The sequence below is a fragment of the Pseudomonas sp. W2Aug9 genome, assembly GCF_023127755.1.
GTDB classification, from domain to species: domain Bacteria; phylum Pseudomonadota; class Gammaproteobacteria; order Pseudomonadales; family Pseudomonadaceae; genus Aquipseudomonas; species Aquipseudomonas synxantha_A.
In genome coordinates this window covers 19,731-46,550 of sequence record NZ_SPKL01000029.1, presented here as the reverse complement: position 1 = coordinate 46,550, position 26,820 = coordinate 19,731, and the positions used below count along the sequence as shown (strand labels likewise).

General features: G+C 59.7%; 23 protein-coding genes. 19 read left to right on the top strand and 4 right to left on the bottom strand.

Going from position 1 to position 26,820, the window contains the following annotated elements; all coding sequences use genetic code 11:
* From E3O56_RS19025 to E3O56_RS19015, 3 genes are all read right to left on the bottom strand, one after another.
* On the bottom strand, positions 1 to 265 hold a 265-nt coding region (locus tag E3O56_RS19025; RefSeq protein ID WP_248128773.1), incomplete at its 3' end, for a GntR family transcriptional regulator.
* Between the two features lie 36 nt (positions 266 to 301).
* A complete protein-coding gene (locus E3O56_RS19020; RefSeq protein ID WP_177327387.1) occupies positions 302 to 1,726 on the bottom strand; it encodes a hypothetical protein in 1,425 nt (474 codons plus the stop codon).
* Positions 1,727 to 2,429: 703 nt separating this feature from the next.
* Positions 2,430 to 3,452 (bottom strand): zinc-dependent alcohol dehydrogenase family protein, encoded by a 1,023-nt coding sequence (locus E3O56_RS19015; protein ID WP_103735204.1) that lies wholly within the window; start codon positions 3,450 to 3,452, stop codon positions 2,430 to 2,432.
* Between the two features lie 268 nt (positions 3,453 to 3,720).
* Here E3O56_RS19015 and E3O56_RS19010 point away from each other — a divergent pair, with 268 nt between their 5' ends.
* The 18 genes from E3O56_RS19010 (at position 3,721) to E3O56_RS18925 (ending at position 24,061) form a co-directional block, all read left to right on the top strand.
* Complete coding sequence (locus E3O56_RS19010) at positions 3,721 to 4,635, top strand: LysR family transcriptional regulator (protein ID WP_248128772.1); 915 nt, start codon at positions 3,721 to 3,723, stop codon at positions 4,633 to 4,635.
* A gap of 132 nt (positions 4,636 to 4,767) precedes the next feature.
* The gene (locus tag E3O56_RS19005) at positions 4,768 to 5,496 is read left to right on the top strand and encodes an AraC family transcriptional regulator (RefSeq protein ID WP_032875173.1); all 729 of its coding nucleotides are present in this window, start codon (positions 4,768 to 4,770) and stop codon (positions 5,494 to 5,496) included.
* A 182-nt stretch (positions 5,497 to 5,678) separates the two neighbouring features.
* The gene (locus E3O56_RS19000; protein WP_103735225.1) at positions 5,679 to 6,743 is read left to right on the top strand and encodes an SDR family oxidoreductase; all 1,065 of its coding nucleotides are present in this window, start codon (positions 5,679 to 5,681) and stop codon (positions 6,741 to 6,743) included.
* Positions 6,740 to 7,999 carry an aminotransferase class III-fold pyridoxal phosphate-dependent enzyme gene (locus E3O56_RS18995; RefSeq protein WP_103735205.1) on the top strand — a complete coding sequence of 420 codons (1,260 nt, stop codon included), beginning with the start codon at positions 6,740 to 6,742 and terminating at the stop codon, positions 7,997 to 7,999. The genes E3O56_RS19000 and E3O56_RS18995 overlap by 4 nt, the downstream gene beginning before the upstream one ends.
* 15 nt (positions 8,000 to 8,014) lie before the next feature.
* A complete protein-coding gene (locus tag E3O56_RS18990) occupies positions 8,015 to 8,458 on the top strand; it encodes an SRPBCC family protein (protein ID WP_032875168.1) in 444 nt (147 codons plus the stop codon).
* Between the two features lie 3 nt (positions 8,459 to 8,461).
* Complete coding sequence (locus E3O56_RS18985) at positions 8,462 to 9,604, top strand: acyl-CoA dehydrogenase family protein (protein WP_032875165.1); 1,143 nt, start codon at positions 8,462 to 8,464, stop codon at positions 9,602 to 9,604.
* Positions 9,601 to 10,428 carry an SDR family NAD(P)-dependent oxidoreductase gene (locus E3O56_RS18980; RefSeq protein ID WP_032875162.1) on the top strand — a complete coding sequence of 276 codons (828 nt, stop codon included), beginning with the start codon at positions 9,601 to 9,603 and terminating at the stop codon, positions 10,426 to 10,428. The genes E3O56_RS18985 and E3O56_RS18980 overlap by 4 nt, the downstream gene beginning before the upstream one ends.
* Before the next feature lie 10 nt (positions 10,429 to 10,438).
* Positions 10,439 to 10,855 (top strand): hypothetical protein, encoded by a 417-nt coding sequence (locus tag E3O56_RS18975; protein WP_248128769.1) that lies wholly within the window; start codon positions 10,439 to 10,441, stop codon positions 10,853 to 10,855.
* Positions 10,780 to 11,397, top strand: coding sequence for a fatty acid desaturase (locus E3O56_RS18970; protein WP_248128768.1), 618 nt, complete (start codon positions 10,780 to 10,782; stop codon positions 11,395 to 11,397). Before E3O56_RS18975 ends, E3O56_RS18970 begins: the two co-directional genes overlap by 76 nt.
* 46 nt (positions 11,398 to 11,443) lie before the next feature.
* On the top strand, positions 11,444 to 12,259 hold the full coding sequence (locus E3O56_RS18965) for a DUF3050 domain-containing protein (RefSeq protein WP_032875157.1): 816 nt from the start codon (positions 11,444 to 11,446) through the stop codon (positions 12,257 to 12,259).
* Between the two features lie 29 nt (positions 12,260 to 12,288).
* Positions 12,289 to 13,356: an HlyD family secretion protein gene (locus E3O56_RS18960; protein WP_032875154.1), complete on the top strand. Its 1,068-nt coding sequence runs from the start codon at positions 12,289 to 12,291 to the stop codon at positions 13,354 to 13,356.
* Positions 13,353 to 14,870 carry a DHA2 family efflux MFS transporter permease subunit gene (locus E3O56_RS18955; protein ID WP_032875151.1) on the top strand — a complete coding sequence of 506 codons (1,518 nt, stop codon included), beginning with the start codon at positions 13,353 to 13,355 and terminating at the stop codon, positions 14,868 to 14,870. Before E3O56_RS18960 ends, E3O56_RS18955 begins: the two co-directional genes overlap by 4 nt.
* 22 nt (positions 14,871 to 14,892) lie before the next feature.
* On the top strand, positions 14,893 to 16,236 hold the full coding sequence (locus tag E3O56_RS18950) for a TolC family outer membrane protein (protein WP_248128766.1): 1,344 nt from the start codon (positions 14,893 to 14,895) through the stop codon (positions 16,234 to 16,236).
* Between the two features lie 85 nt (positions 16,237 to 16,321).
* Positions 16,322 to 17,218 carry a LysR substrate-binding domain-containing protein gene (locus tag E3O56_RS18945; protein WP_032875145.1) on the top strand — a complete coding sequence of 299 codons (897 nt, stop codon included), beginning with the start codon at positions 16,322 to 16,324 and terminating at the stop codon, positions 17,216 to 17,218.
* A gap of 178 nt (positions 17,219 to 17,396) precedes the next feature.
* Entirely contained in the window at positions 17,397 to 18,638 is a 1,242-nt protein-coding gene (gene mexE / locus E3O56_RS18940) for a multidrug efflux RND transporter periplasmic adaptor subunit MexE (protein ID WP_078821430.1), read from the top strand.
* 15 nt (positions 18,639 to 18,653) lie between these two features.
* A complete protein-coding gene (locus E3O56_RS18935; protein WP_032875142.1) occupies positions 18,654 to 21,833 on the top strand; it encodes an efflux RND transporter permease subunit in 3,180 nt (1,059 codons plus the stop codon).
* Positions 21,830 to 23,245, top strand: a complete 1,416-nt coding sequence (locus tag E3O56_RS18930; protein ID WP_122734224.1) for a TolC family protein — start codon at positions 21,830 to 21,832, stop codon at positions 23,243 to 23,245. The genes E3O56_RS18935 and E3O56_RS18930 overlap by 4 nt, the downstream gene beginning before the upstream one ends.
* Positions 23,246 to 23,536: 291 nt before the next feature.
* Positions 23,537 to 24,061 (top strand): hypothetical protein, encoded by a 525-nt coding sequence (locus tag E3O56_RS18925; protein ID WP_032875136.1) that lies wholly within the window; start codon positions 23,537 to 23,539, stop codon positions 24,059 to 24,061.
* A 725-nt stretch (positions 24,062 to 24,786) separates the two neighbouring features.
* Here E3O56_RS18925 and E3O56_RS18920 read toward each other — a convergent pair.
* Positions 24,787 to 25,806 carry an AraC family transcriptional regulator gene (locus tag E3O56_RS18920; protein ID WP_248128764.1) on the bottom strand — a complete coding sequence of 340 codons (1,020 nt, stop codon included), beginning with the start codon at positions 25,804 to 25,806 and terminating at the stop codon, positions 24,787 to 24,789.
* 168 nt (positions 25,807 to 25,974) lie between these two features.
* On the opposite strand from E3O56_RS18920, the gene efeU reads away from it, so the two are divergent.
* Positions 25,975 to 26,820, top strand: coding sequence for an iron uptake transporter permease EfeU (gene efeU, locus E3O56_RS18915; RefSeq protein ID WP_248128763.1), 846 nt, complete (start codon positions 25,975 to 25,977; stop codon positions 26,818 to 26,820).

The following is a 26,820-nucleotide window of genomic DNA, read 5'->3' as shown; positions in this document are numbered from 1 at the left end:
GGCCCCCCGCCATGACCGGCGGGTTTGTCGCCACAGGCCAGGCGAAATAGCCAGACTTGGCCACCGAGTAGACCCGCCCTTCCTTTTCCAGCAAAGAGTAAGCGTACTGAATCGTCGAGATCGACACGTTCATGCGTGTCGACAACTGACGCAACGACGGCAACTTGACCGGCGTTTCCAGGCTGACTTCGTTGATCAGGTTGATCATGTAGCGGTACACCGCCTGATAGGCAAAGTCTGCCTGCCGCTCTCCCCTCAGGTTCATCGCCGCTCACCGGCATCTATACGCCAATGCACGGTGCTAGCGCCCCGACACTTGGGCGATCCGGGCCTCGGGCCGGCTAAACAGTTGTTTGTGGATGCGAGAGCCGTGCGCAGCCGGCAATGTTCGCTTGCGATACAAATGCTGCAATAAGGCCAGCGGCAAACCACTGGTGTCTACCAGCCACTGATGCAACATGTCCGCAGCAGGCTTGCCCTGCAGCGCCTTGTGCAGTTCGGGCAGTGCCACCAACATGCCGGGATGGCATTGACGCAAGAAGCCCTCCAGCCGTTCGCCATGCTGAACGAAAGGCGCGAACAGCAGGCAAGTCAACTGACTTTCATCCAGACCAAAAAACGCCTGGGCGTAGGTGGTCGACAATACCCGCCCATCCGGGCTGGACGCCTCGGTGATCAACTCAATGGGGACGCGTCTGCGCAGCATGTAGTCTGCCGCGTGACGAACAAAACCTTCGACACCGTGCTCATAGGAGAGCTCACGCAGGCATTGGGCCTGCAAGCCGTACATATGTGCCATGAGCAATGGGTTTGGATAGGCTGGGTGGCTGAACTGGAACTCGAACGGGTCGCGCTTGTGAGCCAGAAACTCCGTAAGCAGCGGCGCGCGCGCGACGTCGACATCGTCGAGCAGGTCGGCAATACCGATGTAGGCCAAATGCCGGTGCCCGCCCCGGCCTGGGTTCTCGGTGCCCGCGTAGTGCTCGCCATAGAGGTCGCGGTAGCAGCCGACGCTCCATTCTTCCATGCGTGCAAACAACCCGTTGAGCGATGTCGGCTTGCCGGGCGCGAACGCGAGACCGGTTGCCAGGGCATTTTTCTTCAGCCACGCGATGTATTGGCTTTGCTTGCGCACCGAATCGCCGCTGACCACTGCGTGCACACCGCCGTTCCAGGTAGCAACCCGCTGATAGAAATCGCCAAGGGCCAGATACGTGTCGTTGCGCAGGATGGCGCGAATGTCCCCGGACGTCAGGTGCCCTATCATCAGCATATTGCGCTGGCTGACTTCACGCCCGGCACTGGACGCCGGGCGCTGATGATTAAAGGGCAGTACTTCATGGTTTTCGACCATCAGCAGTTCAACCCGAGAATCATCATGGAAGAACAACGCGCCATAGCCCTGGTGCAGTGAATCAAGCGTTGCCTGAGTCATTCCCGGATGCCGCAACGTTGCCACGCGCAGATGAAAAGTCTTGGGTGCACGCCCGGCGATGCTCAGTTGCGCCGCACGCAACAGCGCCAGGGTGTAGCTGCTGACCTCACCCCCGCCGTGAGCAATCAGCACTTTGTAGTTGCCTACTTGTTCCATGCCACCGGCCGCTACCACAATTCGCTGGATCAACAGTTGCAGTGCGGTACGTTCGTCACGGGTAAAGTGCCCGACCAACCGTTGCAGAACTTGCTGGTAAACATAGTTCATGGCTTGCTCATGAATAGCGCTCATCGTTCTACTACCTGAATTGAAATATTAGCTTCAAGCAATTATCAATTGTCATTGCTCGACCCATTACATCTATAAGTTTGTCGTCAGTTGCATCGTGCGAGGTTGATTCAACATTAGCACCCTGCAACAAAATCGCAGGACCGCTCACCGGAGCAGTCAATGGCGCCACCGATGCTGAGTCGTGGGCGTGCACGGCTTCCAGCGCGGCTGGCCGCATGTCTTAGGAATATTCCGACAACGCCCTACACCACTTTAACTAAGCAACTAAGGAAACGTCCGACGCATATTAGTTACCCGCTCATTGTTGGCTCAGGTAAAGCGACTGCGTATTTGTTTTGCACTTTCGAGAAGGCGACCCGTGCATCGCTAGTTTCAGAGGTGCGAGACGTTAATGTCAGGTATTCAATCATTGCTCAATCCTTGAGATGACAGCGAAGACACAATTATCGGCACTCAAATAATGATTAACAGATACAGAACAACGCCTGAAAGCAGTTCAGATGGGCAGGCGACCGAACTTTTTTGGCGCGCACGCAACAGCGCCGCGCTGGAATTCAGGGCGGCGTAAGGAAAAAAGGTATTGTTTGCAGGGCGCAACACCCTCGCGGCGGCTCAACCCTGATGCGGGTTAAGCCCTGTCAAATGGCGCATTTGCCTCATAGGCTCAGACGCCAACGTATTCATTTACGAATAGTCCTACAGCTCAAACAGCTTCAACCTGCAAAGCCACACGCTCACGACACGGGCATTCGTCCATGTATCGATGCGCTTCGACGAACTTACCGAACGGAAACACCGTGGTTTTCAGTGGGACCAGCACCCGGTCGGCCGTCAGTTGGTTGATCTCACGCAAGGCGCGCTGCACTGCCACCTGGTCCTGGATGATGCCCAGTTCCGGCTTGCCGGTGAAGTTGCCGATACAGTGCACGAAGAACTGAATGTTCTTCTGGAACGCCGCACAGGCCGGGAACGGCGTCTGGTTGCCGCCTTGCAGGCCATACAGCACCAGGCTGCCACGCGGTGCCAGCACATCACCGAGCAGCGACATCTGCGGGCCACCCAGGCCATCGAATACCACGTCCACGCCACGGTTATCGGTGAACTTGTTGATCTGCATGAGCAGGTCTTGTTCTTCGGTGACGATGACTTTTTCTGCCCCAAGGGACAGCAGGTATTCGCGCTCGGCACTGTCTTTGGTAGCGGCGATCACCCGCACACCCAAGGCCTTGCCCAGTTGTACAAACGATGGGCCGGAACAATGGCTGGCATCGGTCACCAAGGCAAACTGCCCCGGTTTGACCCGCGCCAGATCCATGTAGGCAAAGTAGGCAATCAGCAACGGCGTGTAGTGCACGCTGGCTTCAATCGGGCTCAACACATCCGGGTAACGGGTCAGGGCCGAACGGGGCAGGACTATCTGCTCGCCGTACACCGGGTAATCATTGGGGCTCTCGGCCGGAAAACTGGCCACCTTATCGCCCACTGCCAAGTCATCCACGCCCTCACCGAGGGCGACAACAACACCGGCCATTTCATGACCAAGGCCCGAAGGCAAGCGCGCATGGGAAGACGCCAGGTTCTGGCGCCACAGAATGTCGTACCAGCTGATGCCAATTGCCTCGACACGCACCTGCACTTCGCCCGGTGCGGGCTGCGCGGCTGCATGCTCTTCGCATTTGAGCACCTCGGCCGGACCAAACTTGTGAAAACGGATCGTGCGGGACATCGCAAACCTCGTCAAAGTAACCTCTAATGCCATGAACTTTATCTGGGCTTTCCAGGTAAGACCACCGGTCGCCATTAATAGTCGACATGCCTGTCATTGATTCCGCGAAGGAGGAGCAGACCTCAACTATCGTAGGAAAAATCAATTAGCCGGTGCAGAGTACCAGCCTTTCCCCGTAAGATTCATGCCGGTCATGCTTCTGAATAGGACCTTATGGGTTCCTGTGTGACCGCTCACATCAAGTTTGCAGACTCTTCCAGGACACAAGATGAACCGTAACGACCTGCGTCGTGTCGACCTTAACCTCTTGATCGTATTCGAAACCTTGATGCATGAGCGCAGTGTGACCCGCGCCGCCGAGAAATTGTTCCTCGGCCAGCCGGCCATCAGCGCGGCCTTGTCGCGCCTGCGTGGGCTGTTCGATGACCCGCTCTTCGTGCGCACCGGGCGCAGCATGGAACCCTCGGCCCGCGCCGTGGAAATCTTCGCCCTGCTCTCCCCGGCCCTGGACTCGATTTCCACCGCCGTCAGCCGCGCCGCCGAATTCGATCCCGCCACCAGCACCGCCGTGTTCCGCATCGGCCTGTCCGATGACGTGGAATTTGCCCTGCTTCCGCAATTGCTCAAACGCCTGCGTTCCGAAGCCCCCGGCATTGTGCTGGTGGTACGCCGCGTCAATTACATCCTGATGCCCAGTCTGCTCGCCTCCGGTGAAATCTCCATCGGCGTCAGCTACACCGCCGACCTGCCGGCCAATGCCAAACGCAAGGTACTGCGGCGCAGCCTGCCAAAACTGCTGCGCGCCGACAGCGTGCCCGGCTCGCTGAGCCTGGACGACTTCTGCTCACGCCCCCATGCATTGGTGTCATTCGCCGGCGACCTGAGCGGGTTTATTGATGACGAGCTGGAGAAACTCGACCGCAAACGCCACGTAGTACTGGCCGTGCCGCAGTTCAACGGGCTGGGCACGTTGCTGGCGGGTACCGACATTCTGGCCACAGTGCCGGATTATGCGGCTGAAGCGTTGACCGCGGCGGGAGGGTTGCGCGCCGAAGACCCGCCGCTGCCCGTGCGCTCGTTTGAGCTGCATATGGCATGGCGGGGGTCGCAGGATAATGATCCGGGGGAGCGGTGGTTGAGGTCGCGGATTCAGATGTTTTTCGGCGATCCGGATAGCCTCTAGCGAGCGTCGGCTTGATATGCACTCGCTGTGCAACGAAAAGACAGCGACCCAGCGCCGCGCTTGAATCCAGCCCTGCGCAGGCCTACCCTGCACGCGTCAAACAATCACCCAACACGTCAAGGAAGACTTCAAATGTGGGATGGCAGCGTTACCTTTGGCGACTCGTGGGCCGGCTACATTGGCCGTGCGGATCAAAACACTGCTCACTCCCATGTCGCCATCCAACTGTGCATCGGCGTAGGTCACCCCGCCACCCTTGAGTTGCCCGGAAGGGTGCTCCGTGCGGCAGGTGTGATCATCGGTCCCAACGTCGAACACCGTGCCGTGGCGGAGAGTCATCCGGTAGCGTTTTTATATGTCAGCCCGGACACGGCGTTGGGCCGTGCACTCAATGCGTTGCTCCAGGACGATGGCATCGCCCTGGCCAGTGATGAACTGCTGACGTGCTTTCGCCGTAGCACATCCCTGTCGCACTTTGTCGATGCCCTCTCGCGTTTGCTGGCAATTACCCCGCCGATCGACCATAGGCTCCACAAAGCCCTGAATATTTTGCGCCTGGACCGCGACGGCCCAGGTTGCGTCAGTCGCGCTGCCCAGGCGGTGGGGTTGTCCAGCCCCCGGTTGCGCTGCGTCGCCACCCACCAGATGGGTGTTTCCCTCTCCCAGTGGATCATCTGGAACAAATTGGAACGGGCCTCCAAATCCCTGGCCGGCGGTTCGACGTTATCGGACGCGGCCGCCGACGGCGGTTTCTCCGACCAGGCGCATCTGGCTCGCATGATGCGCCGCATGATTGGCATGACGCCGCGCACCGCCGCTGAGGTTTTGCGTAAGACAAGCGTTTCGTTCAAGACGCACTGATATCAAAACGCCAATATCGATCGCATCTTATTCGCGACAACGTTAAGCGCTGATCACCTCCTCCCAGAGCACCTCAGCGCCACCGAAAGTGAATAGAAGAGTGTTCGCCCGGGGCACCTGTGCCTGCAATTCGGCGAAACGCACCATGAATTCTTTCGATGAATCCGCAGGATGCGCCCTACATGTCAGCACAGCAAAAACTAACCGTCCTTCTCACTGGAGGCTCAGGGGTGCTCGGTGAGTCACTGATCGACTGCCTGGCAGAGGACTTTCACCTGGTCTGCCTGGCGCGCAAAAGCCGTATCCGCGATCCCCGAGTGGAAGTGCTCAAGGGTGATATTTGCAGCGTTGACCTGGGCTTGGCCAGCGACGTTTATGCGGCGCTGGTTGAGCGTGTCGACTGGGTGATCCACGCCGCGGCGGTGACGCGCCTGGACGGTGATATCGATCAGATCTTTTCGGTGAACTACCTCGGCACCGAAAACGTCGTGGCCTTCGTGCAGCAAGCCAAGGTGCCGCTGTATCACATCAGCACCGCCTTTACCCACCCTTGCGACTATTACGAAGGCGTGCAAGCGGAAACGCCATACGAAGTCGCCAAGCGCCAGGCCGAAACCCTGGTGCGCTCGGCCGGCATCGATGTGTCGATCTTTCGTCCGTCCATCATTATCGGTGACGCCAGCACAGGGCATATGCCCAACTTTCAAGGTTTCCATATGACCATGGGGCTGATGATGTCTGGCGTACTGCCCATCGTACCCTGCCCGCCTGCTGGCTATGTCGACCTGATCGCCCGTGACGTCGCGGCCCGAGCGATTGCCAACGCGCTGCACCAGCGTTTGATCGGCGACGACTACTTTCTCACCAGCGGTCCACAGGCCCTGGATCTGACGGGGCTGCTGGACCTGATGTGCCAATCCATGGAAGCCCAGATGCAACCCTTCACACGGCCACGCTGCATGGCGCCGGATATTTACGAACGATTGATTCGCCCGGTATTTCTGCCGGCGCTGAGCGGCAATATCCAGGCTGCCCTGACCCGTGCCACGCAGTTGTGCCGCTATGCCTGCCTGCGCACGCCACTGCCCACCTCATTGCCGCAGTTACTCGGCGAGCCGGCGTTCAGCCAGCGTGATGTTGGCCGCGAGTTGCTGCTGTCGCTCAACCACCTGGCACCCAAGCTGGGGGCTCTGACGCGCATGCTCAAGCAGCCGGTGACAACGTCCACAGAAGCGAGCGTGGCATGAACCACACTGTTATCGAACCTACTCTCGACGCCGCACAGGTCGACCAATACCTGCGCCAGCACGTCAACTCGGGCTACGCACGCCTCGCTTCGCTGATGAACCTGCCGATCGAGCAATCCAGCCGTGGCGTCTACATCTACGACGAGCAAGGCCGTCAATACCTGGATGCAGGCGGCTATGGCGTGTTTTTCCTCGGCCATGGCCACCCGGTCGTCGTGGAAGCGGTTACCCGGCAACTGCAGCAAAACGCTTTGGCCAGCAAGTTGTTGCTCAACCCGCAACAGGCCTTTGCCGCACGCGCCCTGGCAGCGCAGTGCCCGGGCGACCTGGACTATGTGTTCTTTTGCAATTCAGGCGCCGAGGCCACCGAAGCCGGCTTGAAGCTCGCGCGCCTCAACGGTTGCCGTCGTACGCTGTCGACCTTCGGGGGGTTCCACGGCAAGACCCTCGGCGCCCTCGCCGTCACCGGCCGCGAGAGCTACCGAGAACCCTTCAATGGGTTGCTCAGCGACAGCGAGTTCGTGCCGTTTGGCGACAGCGTCGCACTTGAGCAGCAACTACGCGCATCGCCGGACAAGGCCTGCGTGATCCTCGAACCGATCCAGGCCGAAGCGGGAGTCATTCTGCCGCCATCGGGTTACCTCAGGCGTGTGCGCGAGCTGTGCAATCAGTATGGCGCCGTGCTGATTATCGACGAGATCCAATCTGGCCTGGGCCGCACCGGCTATTGGTGGGGCTGTGACCAGGAACAGGTGGTGCCCGACATCATGCTGGTAGGTAAAAGCCTGTCCGGCGGTTGCGTACCGGTGAGCGCCATGGTCGCCAGCGCCACGATCTATGCGCCGTTCAATCGCAACCCTACGGTCCACACCTCGACCTTCGGCGCCAACCCGCTGGCCATGGCGGCCGTGCAGGCCACGCTGCAAGTGATGGTGCAAGAAGACCTGGTCGCGCGTGCCCGGTTACTGGGCCAGGACCTGCACGCCCGCTTCAGCGCGCTGTTGCAACAAAGAGGTTGGGCCGAACGTGTGCAACTGCGCAGTGCGGGTTTGCTGTTGGGCTTTGAGTTCGCCGAGGCCTCAATCGCCGCCAATATGGTCATGGCCCTGATCGAGCAGCGCATCATCGTGTGCCACTCGCTCAATGATCACCGGGTGATAAGGCTCACGCCGTCGCCATTGCTGACGGCCCAGGATTGCAACTGGTTGATCGAAGGCTTCACCCAGGCACTGACCACTTCGATGCCATCCCTTTAAATGGAGTTTTCCCCCATGCAAGAAGTCAACGTGCAGGCCCATATTCCCCATGCCTGCGCTGATGAAGTATTTGCGGTGATCAGCGATTTCAGCAATTACGTCGAGCTCTGCGAGTCGGTGCGCGATATCAGCATCAACAAGGTCAGCGACCAGGTGTCGTTTACGTCCTGGGAGGTCAACTTCCACAGCGGCATTCTCAAGTGGCAGGAGCGTGACACCTTCAATGCCGACACCCGGGAAATTCATTTCGAGCAGATGGCCGGCGACGTCGATCACTTCTCCGGCACCTGGCACGTCTTGCCGGACGGCAAGGACGCGATCATCTCCTTCAAATCGCGCTTCGACCTGGGCCTGCCGATGCTCGCGGACATGCTCGACCCTGTGGCCAAACAAGCCATCCGGGACAACATTCACTCGATCATCACCGGCCTGTTTCCGGCGAGCTACTTGAAGGCCTGAACCATGTCACTGTCGTTACTGAATCGCTCACGCGATCTGCTTCAACGCTACGCCCCTGGTTTTGACGAGCGTCTGGCGGCCATTCCTCCGGCCCAGCGTGAGGCGCCACAGAGCGAGGTCATCGCCCTGTTCAAGCAACATGGCCCGGTGGGTTTGCTGGTCAACCGCGAAGCCGGCGGGCTGGGCGCGAATATCCTCGACGCGGTGCATGTGCAGATCGCCCTGGGGGCCCGCTCGCCCTCGCTGGCAGTGGCCAGCACCATGCACCAGTTTTCCGTGGCGAGCTTATTGGCACTCACGCAGAACGGTGGCGGCGCCGAAGGCCTGTTGCTGGCTGCCGTCGCGCAAAAACGCTTGTTGCTGTCTTCGGGGTTTGCCGAGGGCACCAGCGGAGCGGGCATTCTCGACTCGGCCATGCAAGCGGTGCACACCCCAGAGGGGGTGTTACTCAGCGGCAGCAAGAAGCCCTGCTGCCTCGGACAGTCGATGGACTTGCTCACCGCCAGCTATATCCGCCAAACCCCTGGCGGCGAAGAGCTGATGGTCGCATTGATTCCGGCCACTGCGCCGGGCATCAGCCGTAATCCCTTCTGGCAGAACAGCGCCTTGGCCGGCGCTGAAAGCATCGAAGTGCGCCTCAACGAAGTGCTGGTGCCCGAGCGCATGGTGTTTTCCGCCGGTTACACCCACCAGCTGGGCGACGTGCAAACCGTGGGTTTTATCTGGTTCGAACTGTTGATTTGCGCATCCTATGTGGGTGCCTGCGCCGGCCTGATCGAGTCGGTCACAGACGCCGCCCGCTGGACCGCGCATCACCGCGTGGACCTGGCAGCCGACCTGCAATTGGCGATCAGCGCGCTGGAAGGCGCGGCCCTGGATATCGAGCGCAACCCACAGGACTTGCCTAACGTGCTGGCCCGTCTGCTGCTGGTGCGTTACGGCATCGAGCAACGCCTTGCCCAGCTCTCCGACCAGGCTCACGCCATGTTGGGCGGGATGGCGTTCATCACCAGCAACCTGAGCTCCAACGGGTTGATGGCCTGCCGCGGTTTGCAATTTCATCCACCGGCCAGGATCTCGATGGCGACCAACCTTGACACCTACTTGTCCGCATCAACCTTCAGCATGACCGGAGCGCACTCATGAATCTGCTCGGAAAAACCATTGTTATCACCGGCACCGCGCGCGGCCTGGGTTTCGCAGCGGCCTGCAAACTCAAGCAACTGGGCGCCACCGTGATTGGCCTCGACATCCTCGCACCGCAAGACAGCAGTCTGCTGGACGCGTTTTATCAAGTCGACCTGTGCGACCGCCACGCCGTGGCCAACGTGATCAGCGCTATCAGCACCGATTTCGGCGACATCGACATTCTGGTCAATAACGCCGGCACCCTGACGCTGGAACGCGGCGAAACCGGCGTCACCGATGAGGTGACCCGCGCGGTGGATGTCAACCTGTTCGCGCCTTGGCAACTGACTTCGGGGTTCCTGCCGGGGTTGCTGCGAAAGCGCGGCAAAGTGGTCAACGTGTCCTCACTGTTCGCGCTGGTGAATGCACCCTACGTGGCCGCCTATGCTGCGAGCAAACGTGCGCTGAGCGCTTATTCGGATGTGCTGCGCATGCAGTATCGCGGGGAACTTGACGTGGTCACGGTGTACCCGGGGTTCATCGACACGGCGATCCACTTGCCCGCGCAGCGTGTGGGCCTGTCGGTCAAACGCCTGGTGACCTTCAAATGGGGTGACAAGACCCTGCTGTCCCTCGAAGAAAAGCTGGATGCCGCCGCGAACGGCCTGGTACGTGCCTGCCAGAAAAATGGCCTGCGCAACCGGGGGCTGACGTTCATGGGCACGCTGGCCATGTATACCGCACGCAGCGTGCCGAGCGTGGTGGATGGCTTTATCGCCATGCGCCTGCGCACGCTCACGCGCGGCGGCCACCTGGTGCTCAACCCTGAACTGATCGAGTAAGCCGTCGCCAATGGCCAGCCACCTGCACCCCAAGCCCCAGGTCCGTCTCGACCGTGCCTTGTTCAAGGCCCGGCCGAGGGAGTCCTTGCTGATCATCGCCTACGCCTTGAGCCTGTACCTGTTGCCACTGGCACTGTTTGTGTGGGTGACGACCACAGCTTCCACCCTGTGGACGCTGGTGTGTTTGCCGTTGGTGGTATTGGCGGGATACGGGTTATTTCTGCAAGCGATCCTTGGGCATGAAGGTTTCCACTTCAACCTGAGTGCGAACCCCATGCGCAGTTGCTACCTGGGCATTGCCACCAGTTCGCTGCTGCCGGGGTTCTGTGTGACCGGTTACTTTGTAGACCATTGGCAAACCACCGTTACAGCAACAGCACGAAGGACCCGGACTACCGGCTCTTTTCGCGTTACCACACACTGGTAAGCCGCATCACCCTGTCGCGCTTGATCGCCACCCTGCGTTATCTGCAGACCACCTGGCGCCTGGCGTTCGGGCCATTGGGCAATCCCTCGGCGCTGCCGTTGAGTTCAGCCCAGGTGCAATGGCTGGCGCGCTGCAATATCGCCTGTCAGGTTGTATGGCTCAGCCTTTATGGGCTGGCCATGTGGCTCATCGACGGGTTGCTGCTGGGGTTTTCCTTGAGCCTGGCGGTGGCGTTCATGCTGTCGGCGGTCAATGCCTATCAAGAACATGCTTTCGACGCAGGCCCGCACTTGCCGCCAGCGCGTTCACGCACTTCGCGCCTCAACACCTGGCTGCACGCGGGTTCGAACTTTCACCTGGAACATCATTTTTACCCCGCGGTGCCTTGCTGGCGACTGCCCAAGGTACACCGTCAACTGCTGGACGCGGGGTGGTACGAAAACCGGCAATACCTGCTGGAAAAGCACTTCGTGCGGTCTTTCCGGTATGCCACCGGGCGCCACCCCTACCGTACAAACACGGTAAACGACACACACCCTTAATTTCCGCTGGATTTTCTGCCTGACCCTTCAGGCCGCAGGAGCACGCATGCCTTTTGATATCGATAGCCACATTGAAACCGAGCGCGAGCAGCTGTTCAGTCACCCCTTGTTCGCCAGTATCCGCACCGTAGAAGACGTGCGCACCCTGATGGAATTTCACGTGTTCGCCGTCTGGGACTTCATGACCTTGCTCAAGCGTATCCAGCGCGACCTCACCTGCGTGGAGTTGCCCTGGGTACCGCCGGTACACATCACCGCCGCCCGCCTGATCAACGAAATCGTGGTCGGTGAAGAGACCGACGAGCATCCCGAGGGCGGTTTTATCAGCCACCTGGACCTGTACCTCGCGGCCATGGATGAAATCGGCGCCGACAGCAGCGTATTCCGCCGCTTCCTGGCCGCTATCCAGGCCAAGGTTCCGCTGGCCAAGGCGCTCAACCACGGAGAGATTCCAACGGCGGCCAAAGTGTTCATGTGCCAGACCCTCGATATTGCGCAACACGGCAGCACCGAAGCGGTCCTGGCGTACTTCTTCTTCGGGCGTGAAGACATTATCCCCGACATGTTTGGTCGCCTGCTGTCGCAATGGTCGGTCAGTGAAAGCGAGGTACCGATGCTCACGTATTACTTGAAGCGCCACATCGAGATGGATGGTGACGATCACGGCCCGGCGGCCAAACGCATCATCGCCGAAATCGTCACCAGCCCCGCGCAACACCTGCACATGGTCGAGAGTGCGAAAACCGCAATCAACTCACGGATTGACCTGTGGAATGGCGTGCATCAGTTCCTGCTGGACAAGGCTCAGCCGACGGTGAGCCGTCCTGCGCGGGAGGTCCACACCGTTTCTGAGCCTGCTTGACCTCAACGTGCATCGACAGGGAGTACCACATGACCAAAGGCAAGTTGATAAAACTGACGCTGTGCGGCGTCGTGGTCGGCGGGTTGCTGATACTGGGCTGGCAGCGCTGGCAGTATTCCAGCACCTACGTGAGTACCGACAACGCCGAACTCGACGGGGTGATCATCCCGGTACGGGCCAAGCTCTCGGGCGTGGTGATCAGTGTGCCGGTGGTGGACAACGTCACAGTACAAAGCGGCGACCTGCTGTTTCAGATCCGCGACAGTGAATACCGCTACCAGCTGCAGCAGCGCGAAGCACAGTGGCAAGCGCTGCTCGCCGCCGCCGGGCGCGCAGGCGTGCCGGGGGCGCTGGACAGCCAGGTGCTCGGTGCAGTGGCCATGCGCGAGGCCGCGCAAGCGGCCCTGGCTCAAGCGAGCGCCAACCTTGAGCAAGCGCGTAACGACTACCAGCGTGCCCGTCGCCTCGGCGCTCAAGGCGTGCTGAGCACCCAGGACCAGGAAGTGGCCAAGGCGCGTTTCGATGCCCTCAGCCATGCCCAGGGGGTAGCGCGCAGCAACGCCCAGGCCGCGGCCCAAAGCACCTTGGCCAACAAGGCCGAACTCAAGGTGCAGGACTATCGGATCGCGGCCGCGCAAGCTGAGCTGGAACAATCCAGGATCCAGCTCAACGACACCCGCCAGACCGCGCCGTTGCGCAGCATTGTCTCGAAAAAAGAAGTGGAGCCTGGCCAGTTTGTGGTCGCCGGCCAAAAGCTCATGAGCCTGATCGCCACCGAACCGCTGTGGATTACCGCCAACTTCAAGGAGACCCAGGTGGGCCGCGTGCGCGTCGGCCAGAACGCCCGAGTTACCGTGGACGCCTTCCCCGGGCACGCCTTCGACGGCGTCGTCGAAAGCCTGGCACCGGCCACCGGGGCGAAATTCTCATTGCTGCCCCAGGAGAATGCCACGGGCAACTTCACCAAAGTGGTGCAGCGCGTGCAGGTGCGCATCGCGCTAAACGCTGTGCCGGATGACTATAAGTCGCTGTTGAGCCCGGGCATGAGCGCGTTCGTCGAAGTGGCCGCACCTGACGACGCCGGCCAGACGCTATGAGGTCGCCCTACCTGATTGCGTTTACCGTCACGCTGGTCTCGATGATGGAGCTGCTCGATGTCACCATCGTCAACGTCGCGATTCCCAGTCTGATGGGCACCTACGGGGCGTCGGTGGATGAAATCTCCTGGGTCTCCACCGGTTATGTGGTGGCCAACGTGGTGATTCTTCCGGTCAGTGGCTGGCTATCGGCGTGGTTCGGCCGGCGTACTTATTACCTGGTCTCTACTGCGCTGTTCGTACTGGCATCGTTGGGTTGCGCGATGTCTGCCGAACTCTGGCAACTGGTCGCGTTTCGGGTGCTGCAAGGCCTGGCGGGCGGCGGGTTGCTGGGCATTTCCCAGGCCATCATCTACGACGTGTTCCCCAAGGAAAAAGTCAGCAGCGGCATGGCGTTGTACGGCGTGGGGGTGATGATGGGGCCAACCCTCGGCCCGACCGTCGGCGGCTACCTGATCGACACCTTGTCGTGGCACTGGATCTTCTTGATCAACTTGCCGATCGGTGCCGTGGCCTTGTTGCTGTGCTGGCTGTGTATCAACGACTCGCCCAACGAACAAAAACCTTCCAGCGTCGACTACAGCGGCTTCTGCTTGCTGGCTCTGGGCGTCGGCAGCCTGCAGATCCTGCTGGAGCGCGGCGAACACTGGGACTGGATGGCGTCCAACTGGACCGTAGCCTGCCTGTTGCTCAGCAGCTTCAGCCTGGTGGGCTTCTTCTGGTGGGAGCGGCGTGTGGCCAACCCAATCGTCAACGTCGCACTGTTCCAGAATCGCGAGTTCCTGATGGGATGCATCTGTGCATTTTGTGTGGGCTTCGGGCTGTACAGCACGTTGTTCATGGTGCCGCTGTTCTTGCAGACCTTACTGGCGCAGAGCGCTTACCAGAGCGGGCTGGTGATTTTCCCCGGGGCAGTGGCCAGCGCCATCAGCACCTTGGTGATCGGCAAGCTGTCCCAGGAAAACAAGATCGACGAGCGCGTGTTCGTCACGCTGGGCATCGTCATGTACTGCTATGCCATGTTCCTGCACACCCAGTTCACCCTCGACAGTAACCCGGACACGCTGTACTGGCCCTTGGTGATCCGCGGCCTGGGCCTGGGCATGATCTTTGTGCCGCTGACCAACCTGGCGATGCGCCGCCTGCCGCTGACATTGATCTCCGGTGCTTCGGGCGTGCTCAACCTGATGCGCCAGTTGGGGGGCAGCGTGGGTATCGCCATCGCAGCCACCCTGCTCACACGGTTCTCGTGGGAACGCTACCGCCTGCTTTCCGAACATGTCACCGAATCGAGTCTGGTTGCCAGTGGCTGGGGAGGCGTGGAAACCGACCCGCTGTTTCTTTCCCTGGGCCTGGCGAGCCATCAACAAGCCCTGGCCCTGATGCCCTACATGCAAGCACGCGAACAAGGGCAAATGCTGGCGTTCAGCATGCTGTTCGGCACCTTGGGAGCGGTGATGGCCATCGGGATTCCCATGGTGCTGATGATGCGCAGAAGCCACATCAGTCGATAAATCTTTCAGTGGAGCACACCCCTTGCGTATTCCAGGTTTGCATCTCAACACCACCTCGCTGCTCACGCCCCTGTATTGGCTGGCACTCGCCTGCGCGCCCACCCAGGTATCGGCAAATGACTTGTACCACCTGTACCAGAAGGCACTGACCCACGACATGCAGTTCGCCGCCGCACAGGCCCAGCAATTGGCCACGGCAGAAAAGGAACCGCAAAGCCGTGCCAACCTGCTGCCAGACCTGTCTGTCACCGGCGGCGCGGCCTGGGTCGATGCCGAGGACTCTTCCGATTATCATCGCAATCGCAATAACACCAACGCCTACGCGGTGGTCCTCACACAGCCGCTGCTGCGTTGGCAGAATGTGATCGCCCACGACCAAAGCAAACTGTTGATCAGTGCCAGTGAACTGCACACTGAACAGGCGCGCCAAGCGCTGATGCTGCGCGTTGCCCGCGCTTACTTCGACGTACTGCTCAATCAGGAACTGTTGAACACCCGCACACAACAGCTACAAACCCTGCGCCAGAGCCAGACGCGCAGCCAGCGACTGCTGGCCGACGGGGCTACCACCGCTAACGCGCTCGCGCAGGTTCAGGCCAAATACGACCAGGCATTCGCCGAACAGATTGCCGCCCGTGGTGCATTGGACATCGCCAACGAAACACTCACCCAATTGACTGCCGCACAGGTGGGGCCTTGGTCAGGCAAAGAGCCGCAGTTCAGTGCCCCGGTGCCCGCTGTCATCGATGATTGGGCCACGACCGCGCAACAAGGCAACCTCGCCGTACAGGCGGCGCAGATTGCCCAGCGCCTGGCCGAAATGGACATCGACAAGGAACGGGCCGGCCATTTGCCCACCCTTGATCTGATCGCCGCCCATGGCCGCTTCGCCTCTGTCGGCGGTGATGTATACGATGTGACGTTACCGGAAAATCGCTATAACCAGACCGTGGTCGGGGTCAAACTGAGCGTTCCGCTCTACAGCGGTGGCCGCACCAGCAGTCGCGTGCGCGAAGCCCATGCACTGCAAAGCAAGGCAGCGGACGAAGTCGAAGACGCACGCCGCAACGCCGGGATGAAGGCCCGTCAGGCCTACCTGCAAGTCACCAACGGCATGAGCCAATATCAGGCACTCAAGCAGGCCTTGAACTCCAGCCAGATCAACCTCGCCGCCGTGACCCACGGCTTCGAAGCCGGTTCCCGCATCAACACCGACGTACTGGATGCGCAACAGAAAGTCACCGATACCCAACAACGCCTGGCCCAACAACGCTATGCGATCCTGATGGCCCAGTTGCACCTGTTGGCGTCCACCGGCAACCTGAGCGACGCGCGCCTGCGTGAGGTCAGCCGTACACTGAACTGACGCACGGATGAAAGCGCTGACATTCGCTCAACGTAGGGCCTGAGTTGGATTAAGCTGGGGGCATCTCAAAAATGGAACACTGCCCATGTTCGACCTGAACGAACTCTTCCTTTACGCCAAGGTGGTCGAGCACGGCGGCTTTGCGGCGGCGGGTCGAGCGTTGAACCTGCCCAAGTCGACCCTGAGTCGCAGGGTCGGTCAGCTTGAGGCAAGGCTTGGGGCGCGGCTGATACAGCGTTCGACGCGCCAGTTCCAGGTTACCGATATCGGCCAGGCTTATTATCGACATTGTGTGGCGATGATTGCCGAGGCCGAGTCGGCAGAAGATGTGGTGGCCTTCAACAAATCAGAACCACGCGGCTTGATTCGCCTGAGTTGCACCACCGCGCTGCTCAACTATTGGGTGGCGCCGATGCTGGCTCAATTCATGGCGCAATGCGGCAACGTCGAACTGAATGTGAAGAGCTTCAACCGTAAGGTCGATGTGATTGCCGAGGGTTATGACCTTGCCTTGAGCCTGTGTTTCCCACCCCTGGAAAGCAGTGAACTGGTGATGAAACTGCTCGGTAAAAGTACTCAGGTGCTGGTGGCGAGCGCGGCTTTTTTGCAGGACTATGCCCTGCCCTCGCAACCCGCCGACCTTGCCGGGCTGCCCACCGTGCACTGGGGCAACCTGATGATTCAGTACGTGTGGGAGCTGACCGGCCAGGATGGCGCGACGACGCAGATCCAGCACACGCCGCGCCTGGTCAGCGATGATGTGCCGACTTTGAAAAACGCGACACTGGCGGGAGTAGGCATCGCCAACCTGCCATGGGTGGTGGTCAAGGAGGATGTCGCCGAGGGGCGTCTGGTTGTCTTGCTGCCTGAGTGGCAGCCCGTGCAAGGCGTTATCACGGCGGTATTTCCATCCCGGCGCGGGCTGATGCCGTCGGTGCGCGCCTTGATCGATTTTCTGGGTGAAGCATTCGATGCACCTTAGGCAACAGTCTTTTGTCATCAAGGCTATTGATAGCTCCCTAACGAAACCCCCATGCTAGAGGGCTGACTCCCCTCTTATATCATTCCGAATGATAGTTACCTTTGCTTCATTCGATTCGTGACATAGCACCCCGCCGCGCATGATCCGCCCATCTCAAATACATTGGCGGATGCACCTCATGGAACAGTCACTCAAACTTTTGCGCTTCCCCCTGGCGATTCTGGCCGTGGTGGTGATGAGCGCGTGCGGCAAGTCTCCCGAACAAGCGGCCGCCATGCCCCCAGCCAAGGTCAGCGTGGCCAAGGTACTGGAACAGCCGGTCAACGAGTGGGACGAATTTACCGGACGGCTGGAAGCCCCGGAAACCGTGCAAATTCGTCCTCGGGTGTCCGGCCAGATTGACCAAGTCGCTTTTACTGAAGGCGCTTTGGTCAAGAAAGGCGACCTGCTGTTCCAGATCGACCCGCGCCCGTTCCAGGCCGAAGTGCGCCGCCTGGAAGCCCAGCTTGCACAGACCAAAGCCGCCGCCACCCGCAGCGAAAACGAAGCGCAACGCGGCGAACGCCTGCGCCAGAGCAATGCGATCTCCGCTGAACTGGCCGACTCGCGCACCACCGCCGCCCAGGAGGCCCGCGCCGCCATGGCCGGGATCCAGGCGCAGTTGGACCTGGCCCGCCTGAACTTGAGCTTTACCCGTGTCACTTCACCGATCAGCGGCCGCGTCAGCCGTGCCGAAATCACCGCCGGCAACCTGGTGACCGCCGACACCACTGCGCTGACCAGTGTGGTCTCCACCGACAAGGTCTACGCCTACTTCGACGCCGACGAGCGTGTGTTCCTCAAGTACACCGAACTGGCCCGTGAAGGCCGTCGCGGCGCAACCACCCCGGTGTATCTGGGCCTGTCCAACGAAACCGGCAACCCGCACCTGGGCCAGATGAACTTCGTCGACAACCAGGTCAACCCGTCCACCGGCACCATCCGTGGCCGTGCGGTGTTTGACAACAGCAAGGGCGAATACACCCCTGGCCTGTATGCGCGCTTGAAGCTGGTCGGCAGCGGCACCTACTCCGCCGTGCTGATCAACGATGAAGCCGTCGGTACCGACCTGGGCAAGAAGTTTGTGCTGGTGATGGACGGCGACAAGCCGGCTTACCGCGCGGTGGAATTGGGGCCCAAGATCGAAGGCTTGCGCATCGTACGCAGCGGCCTGACCAAGGACGACACCGTGATCGTCAAGGGCCTGCAGCGTGTGCGCCCCGGCTCACCGGTCGCGCCGGAAACCATTCCGATGGCCAGCAAGGAAACCCTCGCCGCCTTGGCCCAACAACGACAAGCGCTTGAAGCCAGCAACCTGGAGCAAGTGGCGCCGGAAACGACCGCGCCCAAGCTCGCCAGCACTGCGACTCCACGCGGTTAAGGGATAAGACTCAAGATGAATTTTTCCAAGTTCTTCATTTCGCGGCCGATCTTCGCAGCGGTGCTGTCGCTGTTGATCCTGATCGCGGGTGCAATCTCGCTGTTCCAACTGCCGATCAGCGAATACCCGGAAGTAGTGCCGCCGACTGTGGTGGTACGCGCCAACTTCCCGGGTGCCAACCCCAAAGTCATCGGCGAAACCGTGGCCGCACCGCTGGAGCAGGCCATCACGGGTGTCGAGAACATGCTGTACATGTCCTCGCAGTCCACCGCCGACGGTAAGCTGACCCTGACTATCACCTTCGCCCTGGGCACCGACCTGGACAACGCGCAGGTGCAAGTGCAAAACCGTGTGACGCGGACTCAGCCAAAGCTGCCGGAGGAAGTGACACGCATCGGTATCACCGTGGACAAGGCTTCCCCCGACCTGACCATGGTGGTGCACTTGACCTCCCCGGATCAGCGTTACGACATGCTGTACCTGTCCAACTACGCGATCCTCAACATCAAGGACGAACTGGCCCGTTTGGGCGGCGTCGGCGATGTGCAGCTGTTCGGCATGGGTGACTACTCCCTGCGCGTATGGCTGGATCCGAACAAGACCGCCTCGCGCAACCTGACCGCCACCGATGTGGTCACGGCGATCCGCGAGCAGAACCGCCAGGTGGCTGCCGGTGCCCTGGGCGCTCAGCCTGCGCCGAGTGACACCAGCTTCCAGTTGTCGGTCAATACCCAAGGCCGCCTGGTCACCGAGGAAGAGTTCGAGAACATCGTGATTCGTGCCGGCGCCAACGGTGAAATCACGCGCCTAAAAGACATCGCCCGGGTCGAGCTGGGCTCCAGCCAATACGCGCTGCGCTCGTTGATCGATAACCAGCCGGCCGTTGCGATTCCGATCTTCCAGCGCCCCGGCTCCAATGCCATCGACATCTCCAACGATGTGCGCAGCAAGATGGCCGAGCTGAAAAAGAGTTTCCCGGCGGGCATGGATTACCGCATCGCCTATGACCCGACCATTTTTGTACGCGGCTCTATCGAAGCGGTGGTGCACACACTGTTCGAAGCGCTGATCCTTGTGGTGCTGGTGGTGATTCTGTTCCTGCAGACCTGGCGCGCCTCGATCATTCCGTTGGTGGCGGTGCCGGTATCCTTGATCGGTACGTTTGCGGTGATGCACCTGTTCGGATTCTCGCTCAACGCCCTGTCATTGTTCGGCCTGGTACTGGCCATCGGTATCGTGGTGGATGACGCGATCGTGGTGGTGGAGAACGTCGAGCGCAATATCGAACTGGGCCTGGAGCCATTCCCGGCCACCGAAAAAGCCATGAGCGAAGTTACCGGCCCGATCATCGCTACAGCGCTGGTGCTGTGTGCGGTATTCATTCCAGCCGCTTTTATCAGTGGCTTGACCGGGCAGTTCTACAAGCAGTTCGCGTTGACTATCGCGATCTCGACCGTGATCTCGGCGTTTAACTCGCTGACGCTGTCCCCTGCCCTGGCCGCCGTGTTGTTGCGCGGTCACGATGCGCCGAAGGATCGCTTCTCGAAGTTCCTCGACAAGCTCTTCGGTGGCTGGCTATTCCGTCCCTTCAACCGCTTTTTCGAAAAGGCCAGCCATGGTTACGTGGGTACCGTACGCCGAGTGATTCGCGGCAGTGGTATTGCCCTGTTCGTATACGCCGGCCTGATGGTGCTGACGTTCTTCGGGTTTGCTCACACCCCGACCGGTTTCGTACCGGCCCAGGACAAGCAATACCTGGTGGCCTTCGCTCAACTGCCCGATGCTGCAAGCCTGGACCGCACCGAAAACGTGATGAAGCGCATGTCGGAGATCGCCCTTAAACAGCCCGGCGTGGAGGCCGCGATTGCCTTCCCGGGCCTGTCGATCAACGGCTTCACCAACAGCCCGAACAGCGGCATCGTGTTTGTGACCTTGAAGCCCTTCGATGAGCGTAAAGACGCTAGCATGTCGGCCGGGGCGATTGCCGGGGCGTTGAATGGCCAATACGCCAACATTGAAGAAGCGTACATGGCGATCTTCCCGCCGCCACCGGTACAGGGCCTGGGCACCATCGGCGGGTTCCGTCTGCAGATCGAAGACCGTGGCAACCTCGGCTACGACGAGCTGTACAAAGAAGTCCAGAACGTGATTGCCAAGAGTCACAGCGTGCCTGAACTGTTCGGCCTGTTCACCAGCTACACAGTGAACGTGCCGCAAGTCGACGCCGCCATCGACCGCGAAAAGGCCAAGACCCACGGCGTGGCGATCAGCGACATCTTCGACACGCTGCAGGTCTACCTGGGTTCGTTGTATGCCAACGACTTCAACCGCTTCGGGCGTACCTACCAGGTCAACGTGCAGGCCGAGCAGCAGTTCCGTCAGGACTCCGACCAGATCGGCCAGCTGAAAGTGCGCAACAACAAAGGCGAGATGATCCCCCTGGCGACCTTTATCAAGGTCAGCGACACCTCGGGCCCGGACCGCGTGATGCACTACAACGGCTTTATCACCGCTGAAATCAACGGCAACGCCGCACCGGGCTACAGCTCCGGCCAGGCCCAGGCTGCGATTGAAAAGCTGTTGAAGGATGAACTGCCCAACGGCATGACCTATGAGTGGACTGACCTGACCTATCAGCAAATCCTCTCGGGCAATACCGCGCTGTTCGTGTTCCCGCTCTGCGTGCTGCTGGCGTTCCTGGTACTGGCCGCCCAATACGAAAGCTGGAGCCTGCCGCTGGCGGTGATCCTGATCGTACCGATGACGCTGCTGTCGGCCATTACCGGGGTGATCATCTCGGGCGGCGACAACAACATCTTCACCCAGATCGGCCTGATCGTACTGGTGGGCCTGGCCTGCAAGAACGCGATCCTGATCGTCGAGTTCGCCAAGGATAAACAAGCGGAGGGCCTCGACCCGCTGGCCGCGGTACTGGAAGCCTGCCGCCTGCGTCTGCGGCCGATCCTGATGACCTCGTTCGCGTTCATCATGGGTGTGGTGCCGTTGGTATTGTCAAGCGGTGCGGGTGCCGAGATGCGCCATGCCATGGGTGTGGCGGTGTTCTCCGGGATGATCGGTGTGACCTTCTTCGGTCTGTTGCTGACGCCAGTGTTCTACGTACTGATCCGTCGCTATGTTGAGCGCCAGGAAGCGCGCAAAGCGGCCAAGGCCTTGAAGCTGGAGACACAGCAATGAGTGTGAAAGTATTCCTGCCGAGCTTGCTGGTACTGGCGCTCGCCGCCTGTGCCGTAGGCCCGGACTACAAGACCCAGCAACTGGAGGCGGCCAACATCACGGCCGCCGCCGACAGCAAAAGCTACGACCATGCCAAGTACGAAGGCATCTGGTGGCAGCAGTTCGAAGACCCGACGCTCAACCAGCTGGTAACCCAGTCGCTGAGCGGCAACCGTGATTTGCGCGTAGCCTTTGCCCGCCTGCGGGCGGCACGGGCTATCCGTGACGACGCGGCCAACGACATCATGCCAGTGGTCACCTCCCGCGCCAGCAGCGATGTGGGCAAGGGCCAGATTCCCGGCCAGACTACCAAGCGTGTCAACAGCGAGCGCTATGACCTGGGCCTGGACATGGCCTGGGAAGTGGATTTGTTCGGGCGCATCCGCCGCAACCTGGAAGCCAGCGACGCTGACCAACAGGTGGCCGAAGCCGACCTGTACCAACTGCAAGTCACCATGATCGCTGAACTGGTGGATGCCTATGGCCAACTGCGCGGGGCGCAACTGCGTGAACGCATCGCCCTGGACAACCTGAAGAACCAGCAAGAATCACGCACCATCACCGTCAGCCTGCGCGATGCCGGCGTGGGTGATCAACTCGACGTCGAGCGTGCCGACGCACGCCTGGCGGCGGTGGAAGCCAGCGTGCCGCAGCTGCAAGCCGAACAAGTGCGCGAGCGCAATCGCATCGCCACCCTCCTCGGCCAGCGTCCCGACAAGCTGAGCGTGGACCTGAGCCCCAAAGACCTGCCGGCAATCGCCAAGGCCCTGCCGATTGGCGACCCGGGGCAATTGCTGCAACGGCGCCCGGACATCCTCAGCGCCGAACGCAAGCTGGCCGCCGCCACCGCGCGTATCGGCGTGGCCAAGGCCGACCTGTTCCCACGGGTCAGCCTCAGCGGCTTCCTCGGCTTTACCGCCGGGCGTGGTTCGCAGATCGGCTCGGCTGCAGCAAATGCCTGGTCCCTGGGCCCGAGCATTACCTGGGCCGCGTTTGACCTGGGCAGTGTGCGTGCGCGTTTGCGCGGTGCGAATGCCGAGGCCGACGGCGCCCTGGCAACCTACGAGCAGCAAGTGCTGCTGGCCCTGGAAGAGTCCGAGAACGCCTTCAGCGATTACGGCAAGCGTCAGCAACGCCTGGTGTCTCTGATCCGCCAAAGCGAATCCAGCCGCGCCGCCGCCGACCTCGCCGCGATCCGCTACCGCGAAGGCACCGTGGACTTCCTGGTACTGCTCGACGCCCAACGCGAACGCCTGGCCGCAGAGGACTCCCAGGCCCAGGCCGAAGTGGATCTGTATCGCGGCATTGTGGCGATCTACAAGGCGTTGGGTGGTGGCTGGCAACCGGATGCAGTGGTGGCCAGCAACAAGTGATGTAAAGAGCTCCTTTGGTTGGTCGCATCCAGCCAATTTTTAGCCCTGCGATCCATTCGGTCGCGGGGCTTTTTTTTGTCAGGACTTCCTAAAATATTGAACGTTATTTCTGTAAGCCAATTAAGAAGTCCTTCGTAGGTAATGTCCTAGTACTGCGCTATACCTGGCTTCCAGGTTTTAATACTTCAGAAACAACAGTGCATTTTCATGTAGGCAAGCGGTACACCCACGTTAAAGTAATTGGCGCACGTGTCGACAACCAAGTGCCACTTACTAATGGAGGAAGGCGACATGGCTATCATGTTGACTGCTGAGCAGATGAGGCATACCAAGGCAACCAACGCTTACGTTATTAAAAATCCTGAACAAATAACGAATAAATTCACAATCACTGAGGAGTCCGTAGCAGCTGACACACTAAATCTTGGTGAAACAAAAAAAATCGCCGACCTGAAAGAATATTTAAAGGGCTTTGACATGACAGCCATAAGCTCAGATGACCTCAGAAAAGTAGCGCGACGATTATTCGACGATGAAATGATAGATATACATGCATTTGTAATATTCGCCGAAGGCAATTTGGCGAGTGGTGCAGATGGTCTTCCTACAGAAACAGACGTCAAATTCAACGCCATCGCTTTGTTTAATGAGCGGCTTGAGGACTACAATGATTTCCTTGAAAATAATCCTGCAGACGTGAAAGAAGATACTTTGAGGTGGCGGCGTGGGATGATAGATGCCAATCACGCGATAGGCGCATTGACCTACTTCGTCAACTCTTCCAGAAGTGATTTAAAGATTCATGAGCAAGCTTGAATCCAAGTCGTTTGGGCAGTGCGCTAAGGAGGATCTTAACGCACTGCCATTGCAGGCCTTCAGCGGCCGTATTTGGCGGTGCCTGAGTAGGATTTCACATCAGGGTCGGAATTGAACATAGCGACTCGATAGGTACCAAACGATCCAGAGTATGAAGCGCTGCTCCCAAAGCTTGTCGCAACAGATTGCTAAGAGGCTCCCAACTGCTTTTGGATAATCAACTGTGGCGCCCGCCCTCCTCCCGTGGAAGCTGAGGCATCAATAGTCGCACCCGCACATCCATTCGCGGAAGTTATTGTGAACGGGCCATACACAGTCGTTTCGACACCAGGTGGCAAAAGCCCGCTATAGCTATCACTTATATACAGACACAAGGCCGACACCTGAGCAGACAAAAGCATTAACGCGAGACACGGCAACGCAATAAGACCTTTCATAATCTCACCTCAAATCAGAAAATAGTAAATAAATACCCACTCGAAATATCTGATCTTTTATTTCCCCATAAGCGCACCTCGCAGTTAAGCAACGGCTGCCAGCACATGACACTCGATATCAGCCCAGCAGATATCAAGCACCCACTAATGCGGGTAGGAACACGTTGCTTACAGTGCACGAAATCAAGCGCCAAATATGCCGGCCGCGTCCTAAAATATCGAAGGAGCGTTCTGTCATACTGGGGTGAAGGAATGAGTAAGAAATTTCTTACTTGCGCATAACGAAGGTTAGAACCGACTCGATTCGCTCAAAATCAAACTCCGATAATGCCCCGGATTCGACCCCACCCACTTGCGAAACGCCTTGTAGAACGAGCTCGCATCGGCAAACCCCAGCCGCGTGGCAATCTCGGCAAAGCTGATCTGCGGTTCAGCCAACCACACAATCGCCAGTTCTTTGCGCACACTGTCTTTGAGGCCCTGATAAGTCTGCCCCTCTTCCGCCAGGCGCCGACGCAGGGTGGACGCAGAAATACATAGCCTGGCGGCAAGGCCCTCCGTTTCCGGCCAAGTGTCGGGAGGCATCTGCCGAAGGTCGTGCTTGATGCGCGTGGCGAGGCTTTCAGGGTCGCGGTATTTGACCAGGATGTTAGCGGGTGCATGGGCCAGAAAACGTTGGAGCTCCTGCTGACTGCGTTTGATCGGCAGGTCCAGGCAGTCGGCAGAAAAGATCATGCGGGTACGAGGTCGATCAAAGCGCAGGTTGTCGGAAAACATTACCTGGTAATCGTCACAGAAGTCCGGCTGCGCGCAACGCAGCTCAATGGCCAGGATCGGGATGCGACGCCCCGCCAGCCAGCACGCAACGCCGTGGACGATCATCCAATAAGTGAAATACGTGAACGCACGCTTGGGCTCATCGGGTTCGAGCAGGACGATCTCCGCCAGGCTCTGTTGGCGAACCAACTGGCCTGGCATGTGCTCCAGCATCAACGAAAGAAACCCCAGGCCGGTTTCCAGGCCCGCCGCCAGGCTAGGTTGCGCCATGGCGGCGCGACACAGAAACGCCAGGCTACCGGATTTGAGTGCGCGCGGGTCCATGCCAAAAAACTCGTCATCCCTGCGCCGCGCCAGCAAACGCCAAAGGCGCGCATAGGCCGTGGCCGGGACACGGGCATTGGGCTGCTCAAGCAACGCAGGGTCAATCCCGACTTTGCTCAATGCCTCGACAGTGGCCGCACCAGGCGCACAGCTCTGCAACAGCGCTTCGCGCACAAGGTGGATGGAGATGGTGTCTTTTTCCGACATGGGATGTTGAGTTATCCGACTGCAAACCAGGTGGCCTGCATCATAAGGGCGGTCGCGCTTCGCCACCACTGTTCAGCCCTCGTTCAGCAAAGGTCAATATTTCTTGTTTAGCAATGAGTATCATTATGTTACAACTTAGCTTCCTAACTAGTTACGCCCTGGTGCCCGATGCTCGTTCCTTTTTTAATCATGCTGCGCGAAGGCATTGAAGCCGCCTTGATCGTTGGCATCATCGCCAGTTACCTGCAGCAGACCGGCCGTGGCCAGTGGATGCCTGCGGTGTGGATTGGCGTATTCCTGGCCGCGGCCCTGGCGTTGCTGGTGGGCGGCGGTCTGGAACTGGTCAGTGCGGAATTTCCGCAAAAGCAGCAGGAATTGTTCGAAGGGATCGTAGGGCTTGTCGCAGTGGGCATCCTCAGTTCCATGGTGTTCTGGATGCGCAAGGTGGCGCGTTCGATCAAGCATACCCTGCACGAATCCCTTGACCTCGCCCTGACCGGCTCCAGGAACCAAGTGATCGCGTTGATCGCCATGGTGTTTTTCGCCGTGGCCCGCGAAGGCCTGGAGACGGTATTTTTCCTGTTGGCCGTGTTCCAGCAGAGCGAAGGCCCGGGCGCGCCGGTCGGTGCCCTGCTCGGCCTGATCCTGGCCATCGTCGTCGGTTTCCTCATCTATTCCGGCAGCATGCGCCTGAACCTCGGCGCGTTTTTCCGCTGGACCGGCCTGTTCATCCTTGTAGTGGCGGCCGGCATTCTCGCCAATTCGGTGCAAGCCCTGCATGAGGCCGGTGTGTGGAACCACTGGCAAACCGTGCTGTTCGATTTCAGCGCTGCGCTGCCCATGGATAGCCCGTTGGGCTCGGTACTGGCCGGCATGTTCGGTTATCAGGAGGTGCCGACCGTCAGCACCCTGGGTGCCTATGTGATTTACCTGGTGGTGGCCCTGGTGATGTTCTTCCTGCCCTCGGCCCCCGCCAAGCCTGTCGCCACGACTTCTTCCGTTTCCAGCCAGTAA

What these genes read in the sequence shown, in the direction of transcription:
- E3O56_RS19020 (WP_177327387.1), bottom strand. Translation starts at nt 1,726, where the DNA reads ATGAGCGCTATTCATGAGCAAGCCATGAACTATGTTTACCAGCAAGTT.
- E3O56_RS19015 (WP_103735204.1), bottom strand. Translation starts at nt 3,452, where the DNA reads ATGTCCCGCACGATCCGTTTTCACAAGTTTGGTCCGGCCGAGGTGCTC.
- E3O56_RS19010 (WP_248128772.1), top strand. Translation starts at nt 3,721, where the DNA reads ATGAACCGTAACGACCTGCGTCGTGTCGACCTTAACCTCTTGATCGTA.
- E3O56_RS19005 (WP_032875173.1), top strand. Translation starts at nt 4,768, where the DNA reads ATGTGGGATGGCAGCGTTACCTTTGGCGACTCGTGGGCCGGCTACATT.
- E3O56_RS19000 (WP_103735225.1), top strand. Translation starts at nt 5,679, where the DNA reads ATGTCAGCACAGCAAAAACTAACCGTCCTTCTCACTGGAGGCTCAGGG.
- E3O56_RS18995 (WP_103735205.1), top strand. Translation starts at nt 6,740, where the DNA reads ATGAACCACACTGTTATCGAACCTACTCTCGACGCCGCACAGGTCGAC.
- E3O56_RS18990 (WP_032875168.1), top strand. Translation starts at nt 8,015, where the DNA reads ATGCAAGAAGTCAACGTGCAGGCCCATATTCCCCATGCCTGCGCTGAT.
- E3O56_RS18985 (WP_032875165.1), top strand. Translation starts at nt 8,462, where the DNA reads ATGTCACTGTCGTTACTGAATCGCTCACGCGATCTGCTTCAACGCTAC.
- E3O56_RS18980 (WP_032875162.1), top strand. Translation starts at nt 9,601, where the DNA reads ATGAATCTGCTCGGAAAAACCATTGTTATCACCGGCACCGCGCGCGGC.
- E3O56_RS18975 (WP_248128769.1), top strand. Translation starts at nt 10,439, where the DNA reads ATGGCCAGCCACCTGCACCCCAAGCCCCAGGTCCGTCTCGACCGTGCC.
- E3O56_RS18965 (WP_032875157.1), top strand. Translation starts at nt 11,444, where the DNA reads ATGCCTTTTGATATCGATAGCCACATTGAAACCGAGCGCGAGCAGCTG.
- E3O56_RS18960 (WP_032875154.1), top strand. Translation starts at nt 12,289, where the DNA reads ATGACCAAAGGCAAGTTGATAAAACTGACGCTGTGCGGCGTCGTGGTC.
- E3O56_RS18955 (WP_032875151.1), top strand. Translation starts at nt 13,353, where the DNA reads ATGAGGTCGCCCTACCTGATTGCGTTTACCGTCACGCTGGTCTCGATG.
- E3O56_RS18945 (WP_032875145.1), top strand. Translation starts at nt 16,322, where the DNA reads ATGTTCGACCTGAACGAACTCTTCCTTTACGCCAAGGTGGTCGAGCAC.
- mexE (WP_078821430.1), top strand. Translation starts at nt 17,397, where the DNA reads ATGGAACAGTCACTCAAACTTTTGCGCTTCCCCCTGGCGATTCTGGCC.
- E3O56_RS18935 (WP_032875142.1), top strand. Translation starts at nt 18,654, where the DNA reads ATGAATTTTTCCAAGTTCTTCATTTCGCGGCCGATCTTCGCAGCGGTG.
- E3O56_RS18930 (WP_122734224.1), top strand. Translation starts at nt 21,830, where the DNA reads ATGAGTGTGAAAGTATTCCTGCCGAGCTTGCTGGTACTGGCGCTCGCC.
- E3O56_RS18925 (WP_032875136.1), top strand. Translation starts at nt 23,537, where the DNA reads ATGGCTATCATGTTGACTGCTGAGCAGATGAGGCATACCAAGGCAACC.
- E3O56_RS18920 (WP_248128764.1), bottom strand. Translation starts at nt 25,806, where the DNA reads ATGTCGGAAAAAGACACCATCTCCATCCACCTTGTGCGCGAAGCGCTG.
- efeU (WP_248128763.1), top strand. Translation starts at nt 25,975, where the DNA reads ATGCTCGTTCCTTTTTTAATCATGCTGCGCGAAGGCATTGAAGCCGCC.